Below are 6,863 nucleotides of genomic sequence, written 5' to 3' on the forward strand. Positions count from 1 at the left end.
CGCGCCGCCCTCCCCCGGCGCCGGCGCCGAGCCGGGCACGGCGGAGGCCGGTCCGGCGACGGAGTCGGGCAGCGTCCCCCGGGAGCAGCGGCCGGCCGCGCCCCCGGCCTCCCAGGCGCCGCCGCCCCCGTCCGCCGAGAACCAGGCGCCCCCGCCCTCCGACGCCGGCTCCGGCACGGACCCGGGCTCGGGCGCGCCGGAACCGGGCGGCGGCGGTTCCGGGAGCACGGGGGGCGACGGCTCGTCGGACAGCGGCTCGACGGACGGAGGCGGCGAGGAGGAGCCGCCGGGCCTGGTGGGCGGGCTGCTGGGGTAGCGGCAGCGGTCGGCCGCCGGGGCCCGGCGCCGCGGGCGCGAGGGAGGCCCCGGCCCGTACGCGGGACCCGGTCCGTACGCGGGACCCGGTCCGTACACGGGACCCGGTCCGTACACGGGACCCGGTCCGTACACGGGCCCCGGCCCGTACACGGGGGTCCGTACGCCGGGTTCGGGCCGAGGCCCGGCGCCGCTCCGGCCCGGGCCCGCCCGCTCACCCCCGGGACAGCTCCTTGGCCGCCTCCGTCAGGTCCTTCGCCGTGTCGATGGCCCGCCAGTACGCCCCCTGCGGCAGCGGGAAGCCCGCCAGCCGCCGCTGCCGCGCCAGCCGCGGGAACGTGGCGCGCTCGTGGTCGCCGCGCTCCGGCAGCAGGTCGCGGAAGGCGGCGGAGAAGACGTAGACGCCCGCGTTGATCAGATACGGCGACGGCGGCGCCTCGATGAAGTCGACGACGTGCCCGAACTGGTCCGTCTCCACCGCGCCCCACGGCATGTGCGGCCGTGCCAGCGCCAGCGTGGCGTCCGCGCCCCGCTCCTGGTGGAACGCGGCCATCGTGCGCAGCGAGAACCGCGTCCAGATGTCGCCGTTCGTCGCGTACCACGGCTCGTCGGGCCGCGGCAGCGACGCCGCCGCGAACTTCAGCCCGCCGCCCCGCCCCAGCGGCTCCTTCTCGACCACGCAGCTCACCCGCAGCGGCAGCTCCGTGGCGGCCAGCCACTCCTGCAGCACCTCGGCGAGGTGCCCGCAGGACACCACGGCGTCCGTGACGCCCTCGGCCGCCAGCCAGGCCAGCTGGTGTCCGATGATGGGCACGCCGGTGCCGGGGATCTCGACCATCGGCTTGGGGCGGTCGTCCGTGTACGGACGAAGCCGTGACCCCTGCCCACCGGCAAGGACCACGGCCTGAGTCGGTTGTGCTGCTGCGGCTCCGGTCATACCCCGCACCCTAACCGGCCGGTAGCAACCGGCCGCGGGTACGGGGCGTCCGGACGCCCGCGCCGGGCCTACTGGGCCGCGACGACCCCGGTGGCGAAGGAGGTGTCGCACACCGGTCGCGCGTACGACTGCGCGCGCGCCACCCCGTACTTGGCCACCGCCGCCTCGCCGAGCGCGCGGGCGATCCCGGCGCAGTGCCGGGCGAGCGACGGCCGGGTGCGCATCTCACGCTGCAGCTTGGTGAGCGCGGTGCCGGGGTCGCTCTGCCGCAACTCGGCGAGGAGACGGTCCCGCAGCACCTCCTGCGGGGCGCGGGTGCCGGCCTTGGTCGCCGAACTCTCCGCGGAGGTGCTGAGCATCCGGGAGTCGGCCGAGGACGACGCCCAGGGCACGGTGGCGACCGCGAGCGTACCCGCCAGCACGAGTACGACGGGGAGGACGAATGCGATGGTTCTGCCGATACGGCGGGCTGCCTGGTTCACGAGGGCGATCGTAGCGAGCGGTAGTGATATGGCGACATTGAGTCACTCTAACGAGCGCGGTTGGCCGCGGAATTCGAATTCCGCGTTGACGTCCGAGTCGAACGAACCGGCGGACTTTCCGACGCACTTGCCGTTACGCGCCGCGTTCCGCGGACAACGGCGTCCGACGGCGGACGACGGCGTACGACCGCGGCACGGCCCCCGCACCGCCGGAAACGCGCGACGGCGCCGCCGCCCCCGCCGGGGGCCGCGGCGCCGTCGCGCGTGAAGTGCCGGGCTGCGCGGCCCGGTCGGTCAGTCGCTGAGCCGTGCGCCGGTGGAGGTGGCGAACACGTGCGTCTCGCCGGGGCGCGGGACGATGTGCATCGTCGAGCCCTTCTCCGGCACGGCGCGGCCGGGGACGCGGACGACCAGGTCCTGGTCGTCGTCGCCGACGTTCGCGGTGCCGTAGACGTAGGCGTCGGCGCCCAGTTCCTCGACGACGTTGACGGTGACGGGCAGGCCGGCCGGGGTGTCGTCCTTCTCCGTCGACAGGGTCTTGCCGGCGGGGGCGTCGCCGTTGGCCAGGTCGAAGTGCTCGGGGCGGACGCCGACGGTGACCGTGCGGTCGCCGCGGTCGGCCGCGGCGGCCAGGGCGTCGCGCTCGACGGGCACGACGCTGTTGCCGAACTTGACGCCGCCGTCGATGATCGGCACCTCGACCAGGTTCATCGCCGGGGAGCCGATGAAGCCCGCGACGAAGAGGTTGGCCGGCTTGTCGTACATCTCGCGCGGCGTGGCGACCTGCTGCAGCAGCCCGTCCTTGAGGACGGCGACCCGGTCGCCCATGGTCATGGCCTCGACCTGGTCGTGGGTGACGTACACGGTGGTGACGCCGAGGCGCCGCTGCAGGCCGGCGATCTGCGTACGGGTCTGGACGCGGAGCTTGGCGTCGAGGTTCGACAGCGGCTCGTCCATGAGGAACACCTGCGGCTCCCGGACGATCGCGCGGCCCATCGCGACACGCTGCCGCTGACCACCGGAGAGCGCCTTCGGCTTGCGGCCCAGGTACTCGGTGAGGTCGAGGATCTTCGCGGCGTCCTCGACCTTCTGCCGGATCTCGGCCTTCGGCACGCCGGCGATCTTGAGCGCGAAGCCCATGTTGTCGGCGACGGTCATGTGCGGGTACAGCGCGTAGTTCTGGAACACCATGGCGATGTCCCGGTCCTTCGGCGGCAGGTGCGTGACGTCGCGGTCGCCGATGTGGATGGTGCCGGAGTTGACGTCCTCCAGCCCGGCGAGCATCCGCAGGGACGTCGACTTGCCGCAGCCGGACGGGCCGACCAGGACGAGGAACTCGCCGTCCTCGATGGAGATCTCCAGCTCGCTGACGGCGGGGATCTCGGAGCCCGGGTAGGTCCGGGTGGCCTTGTCGAACGAAACGGTTGCCATGGTGTTTCCCTTCACCGGCAGGAACGTGCCGGACGATCCGAGTAAAGGTGTGGTGTAGTCCACTGCTGTGGACCTTGGCGCTGACCGTACCTGCCGGTCAGGCCGCTTGTCACCACCCCGAAGGTCCCGAAAGCGCATCACCGCGCCGCCCGGCGCCCCGGTTACACTGCACGGGCGCGCCTCCTTAGCTCAGCTGGTCAGAGCAACGCTCTTGTAAAGCGTAGGTCGTCGGTTCGAATCCGACAGGGGGCTCCGACGACCCCAGCCCAGATGTGCTCTGAGCTGGGGTTTTCCGCTATCGGATGCGTCGGCGGCGCCGGGCGCGGGCGGCCCGGGTGTTCCCGGTCTCAGTCCTGGTCTCAGTCGGGGCCCCGGGGCCGGGCATGAAGGTGTCCCCCACACGCCGCATGGCGTCCTTCGAGAGGTGTGACCGGCCCTTGACGTACCGCCGCGTCTGGCTGATCTGGGTGTGCCGAAGGATCTCCATGATCGTGGGCATGTCCACCCCCAGCTCGTACAGGCGCCGGTCATCGATGCCCGCTTCGGCAAGGAGCTCCTTGAACTCTTCCCAGTCGGCCCGGGGGTCCAGCGGACGCCCGTCCGGCCGTGCAAAGACCGCCTCGTGCTCCTGCCACAGCTCGCCCGCGGCGGCCCGCGCCGCCTCCTGCTGCGCCTTGTGCTCGCGCAGGTGCGGGATGAACGGCGGCGGGATGGGGACGGGGTTCGTGCTCTTCTTCGTCTTGGGCCGGGTGAAGGCGAGCCCGCCGCCCGTGCGCTCCGGGCATGTGCTGGCATGCCGGGTGCAACCCTTCGTGCACGGCTTAGGACAGCCACGCGTGTACGACTTATGCCGTGTGCAGTCCTCTCGGCCTGCCGGAAGCCCATCCCGACCCCGACGACCCACCGCATGAACGTGGGCCGCTTTGCCGCCGCTTCGAGGAACGCCTTGGCCTCCTTCTGGGTGAAGGGATTCGCCTCGGTCTCCTCCTGGGTGGGCGGATCAACGAGCGTGGCGACGTTCTCGGCAATGATGCGGCGGCGGTGGGCGATCTTCAGCGCTCGGGACAGGATGCGGTGCACCTTGAGCACGTGCGAGGGGGCGTGCCCGTTGCGCCACGCCCTGAGAGTGCTGCCACCGACGCGGCAGCGGATCGGCGAGCAGCGACTCAGCAAGGGGATAGGCCCACTCCACCAGGTCCGACAAGCTAACTCTCCTCCCCAACCGGCACGGCGCGGACGGTCCGCGCCCTGCCCTGCCCTTCGCTCGTCAGTACGCCGGCGGCTTCGAGCTTGTCGAGTGCCTTGGTCACGGTGGGGCGTGACACTCCGAACCGTCCGGCCAGAGCAGCGGCGCTTGGGAATGCTTCCCCTACTTCGAACCCGTCAGCCGCGACGATGTCTGCGATGCGCCCTTCGAGCGGGCGGCGGTCGATCTGCTCGCCAGCCCGGATGACACGCCAACGCCCGCCGGGCACGGGCTCTGCCACACCTTCCGCCCGGAGCGCTTCGAAGGCACGGAGTACGACCCCACGCGAGACTTGGCGACGGCGCATAAGCTCTGCCACTGTTGGCAGCCTGGTGATCTCCGAGTCGCCCGCAATCTGGGCTTTCACCTCTGCCGCGATCTCCAGGGAAGTCCCCCGAGGGCTCGCCTGATGCGCCACGCGTTTCCCCTTCTGCTCGCTCGGGTCAAGCTCTTCGGGTCAAGGGGGGCACGTCCTAGTGTCAGCGTGGGGCGGCAGGGCGACCCGCCCAACGAGGTCAGAGGATCTCAGCGTGTCCCCGGAGCTTGGTCGGCCGTGGACGCCCTTGCAGGCGGTCGGGACGGCTCGCGACGCCTAGCCGAGGGGTCGTCTTGGCAGCGTTCGGGGCGAAGATCATATTACCCATCGGTATATGCCGTGAATGGCTCCTGAGTTCGAGTAGCGTCCTTCTGCGCCCCTGACCTGCGGGCGTAGCCAGAAGCTGAACCTCTTGAGGAGTCTCGTGACCAGGAACCGGCGCCGTGCACGCGCGATCATGGTTTGTGTTGGCGTGGGGATCGCGCAGTGGATGTACAGCGTCAGTGACGTGGTGAGCAACGTGGCTGTCTAGCCCCGCCTCTGAGAGACTTGGCCGGCCCCTGAGCTGCTCGGGGGCCGGCCACGGTGCTACCCGGGGAAGCCGCAGTGAACCGCGCGGGGTGAAGCTTGGCGGGTCGCGGTTCACAGGTGCCGAATCCGTGGGCGCCGGACAGAGGCGTGCGCTCCCGTCGTGCGCTTTCCAAGTGCCTGCACTGTCGCAGCATCAATTGACGGAAATGCGCGACTCGACAAGAGTGATTGGATCAGGTTGCCTGCGTCGGAAAGGATGCAGGCTACTCCCCGCACCCGCGGGGATGGCCCCGAACCCGGCTCCGGATCATTGGAACTGCCCGAGTACTCCCCGCACCCGCGGGGATGGCCCCCGCGGGTGGCCACCGCGGCGTACAGGTCGGTGTGCTCAGCGGCGGTGCGGGCGGCGGCAGCTGCCCAGCCACGACAGGGTGCGCTTATCACCCAGCGGTGCCTGGCCGGGCCGGCCGGAGGTCTCCTTGTCGCGCCGGGCGATCCGGGGCATGATCTGGCGGCGACGAAGCTAGCCACGCAGGTGGTCGTAGCCGTAGCCCTTGTCGGCGCAGAGGCGGTCGGGGCGTCGGCTTCGAGGGCCGCAACGAGGGCGGATCGGCGGGATGCCCCGCATCAGCGGCACCAACGCCTGGCCGTCGTGCACGTTGGCGGCGGAGATGCCAGATCGAGATGGGCAAGCCGACGCGGTCGCAGATGACGTGGATCTTCGAGCCGTTCTTGCCGCGATCGGTCGGATTCGGCCCCGTCATGGGCGCCCTTTGACCGCGCGGATGCTGATCGAGCCGATCGCACACCGCGACCAGTCCATCTCGCCGCCGACACCGTGCCGGTCCAGCAGCACGTGGTGCAGCGTCGCCCACCCGAGCAGTGGGCCAGTCGGTGAAGCGCCGGTGCACCGTCTGCCAGGAGGCGCCGAACGACGGCGGTAGCTGCCGCCAGGTACAGCCGGTGGTCGCCACGAAGACAATCGCAGCCAGCACCGCACGGTCATCGCAACGGCGCCTGCCCTCACCTTGCGGACGAACCGGCGCCTCCGGCATCACGGCCTGGAACAACTCCCACAGCTCGTCCGGCACCAGCCGCTCGACTATCCCCACGCCCAGAGCAGCGAGCAACCACCAATCAAGACACGGCCTAAGCGAGGGCCTGGCGCACGGTCCTGCGCGCCACCGCGTACCGCTCTGTCAGCACGGCCTCGCTGGGCAACGCCTCCCCAGCCGTCAGTTCCTGCCGCTCGATGACGGACCGCATCTCCGCAGCGATCCGCTCATCCTGCGGCGCCCTACCCTCTGGCGCCCCGGCTTCCTGCTCGCCGGCAGCCCGCACAACCCTCCCCCGCCCGGGGAGAGCCACGATGGGCCCACCGTCCTCAAGCTGCGCGAGCGCCCCCTGGGGGTGTTGCGAACGACCCCAAACTCCGCCGCGAGCGTTGACTCCGAAGGCAGGGCCTCTCCAGGAGCGAGAGCCTCAGAACGGATGCGCTCGCCAGCACATCGGCAATCTGTCCGTAGATCCCCCACGCCGTCTTTCGTCGACTTAGAGCTTGTCTCACGTGGTGTCTGAGTGGTGCGGCATGATGCTGTGTCATGG

At 71.1% G+C, this 6,863-nt stretch carries 6 protein-coding genes, 1 tRNA gene and 4 pseudogenes; 2 read left to right on the forward strand and 9 right to left on the reverse strand.

What is annotated here, in order from left to right:
- Window positions 1–316: pseudogene (locus tag ABD317_RS31895) on the forward strand (DoxX family membrane protein); the annotation flags it as partial.
- A 213-nt stretch (window positions 317–529) separates the two neighbouring features.
- Here ABD317_RS31895 and ABD317_RS31900 read toward each other — a convergent pair.
- From ABD317_RS31900 to ABD317_RS31910, 3 genes are all read right to left on the reverse strand, one after another.
- Window positions 530–1,252, reverse strand: coding sequence for a sugar phosphate nucleotidyltransferase (locus ABD317_RS31900; protein ID WP_078627536.1), 723 nt, complete (start codon window positions 1,250–1,252; stop codon window positions 530–532).
- Between the two features lie 68 nt (window positions 1,253–1,320).
- Complete coding sequence (locus tag ABD317_RS31905) at window positions 1,321–1,734, reverse strand: hypothetical protein (RefSeq protein ID WP_344294535.1); 414 nt, start codon at window positions 1,732–1,734, stop codon at window positions 1,321–1,323.
- Between the two features lie 294 nt (window positions 1,735–2,028).
- Window positions 2,029–3,165, reverse strand: a complete 1,137-nt coding sequence (locus ABD317_RS31910) for an ABC transporter ATP-binding protein (RefSeq protein WP_344294537.1) — start codon at window positions 3,163–3,165, stop codon at window positions 2,029–2,031.
- A 178-nt stretch (window positions 3,166–3,343) separates the two neighbouring features.
- Here ABD317_RS31910 and ABD317_RS31915 point away from each other — a divergent pair.
- Window positions 3,344–3,417: transfer RNA gene (locus ABD317_RS31915), tRNA-Thr, on the forward strand.
- 43 nt (window positions 3,418–3,460) lie between these two features.
- On the opposite strand, the pseudogene ABD317_RS31920 reads toward ABD317_RS31915, so the two are convergent.
- The 6 genes and pseudogenes from ABD317_RS31920 to ABD317_RS31940 all read right to left on the reverse strand — a co-directional run.
- A pseudogene (locus ABD317_RS31920) lies at window positions 3,461–4,272 on the reverse strand (tyrosine-type recombinase/integrase); the annotation flags it as partial.
- A pseudogene (locus ABD317_RS31925) lies at window positions 4,244–4,369 on the reverse strand (phosphohydrolase); the annotation flags it as partial. The pseudogenes ABD317_RS31920 and ABD317_RS31925, both read right to left, overlap by 29 nt.
- Before the next feature lies 1 nt (window position 4,370).
- Window positions 4,371–4,718: a GntR family transcriptional regulator gene (locus ABD317_RS31930; RefSeq protein ID WP_344294539.1), complete on the reverse strand. Its 348-nt coding sequence runs from the start codon at window positions 4,716–4,718 to the stop codon at window positions 4,371–4,373.
- 931 nt (window positions 4,719–5,649) lie between these two features.
- Window positions 5,650–6,376 (reverse strand): annotated as a pseudogene (locus tag ABD317_RS31935) (IS5 family transposase); the annotation flags it as partial.
- Window positions 6,377–6,407: 31 nt separating this feature from the next.
- Window positions 6,408–6,536, reverse strand: a complete 129-nt coding sequence (locus ABD317_RS37935; RefSeq protein WP_425582491.1) for a GntR family transcriptional regulator — start codon at window positions 6,534–6,536, stop codon at window positions 6,408–6,410.
- Complete coding sequence (locus ABD317_RS31940) at window positions 6,494–6,793, reverse strand: GntR family transcriptional regulator (protein WP_344294541.1); 300 nt, start codon at window positions 6,791–6,793, stop codon at window positions 6,494–6,496. Before ABD317_RS31940 ends, ABD317_RS37935 begins: the two co-directional genes overlap by 43 nt.
- Window positions 6,794–6,863 lie beyond the last annotated feature (70 nt).

The organism is Streptomyces synnematoformans, assembly GCF_039531005.1.
Taxonomy (GTDB): Bacteria; Actinomycetota; Actinomycetes; order Streptomycetales; family Streptomycetaceae; genus Streptomyces; species Streptomyces synnematoformans.

Bases quoted from the DNA above. Each gene is read 5' to 3' on its own strand.
- ABD317_RS31900 (WP_078627536.1), bottom strand. From the start codon at position 1,252: ATGACCGGAGCCGCAGCAGCACAACCGACTCAGGCCGTGGTCCTTGCC.
- ABD317_RS31910 (WP_344294537.1), bottom strand. From the start codon at position 3,165: ATGGCAACCGTTTCGTTCGACAAGGCCACCCGGACCTACCCGGGCTCC.
- ABD317_RS31930 (WP_344294539.1), bottom strand. From the start codon at position 4,718: ATGCGCCGTCGCCAAGTCTCGCGTGGGGTCGTACTCCGTGCCTTCGAA.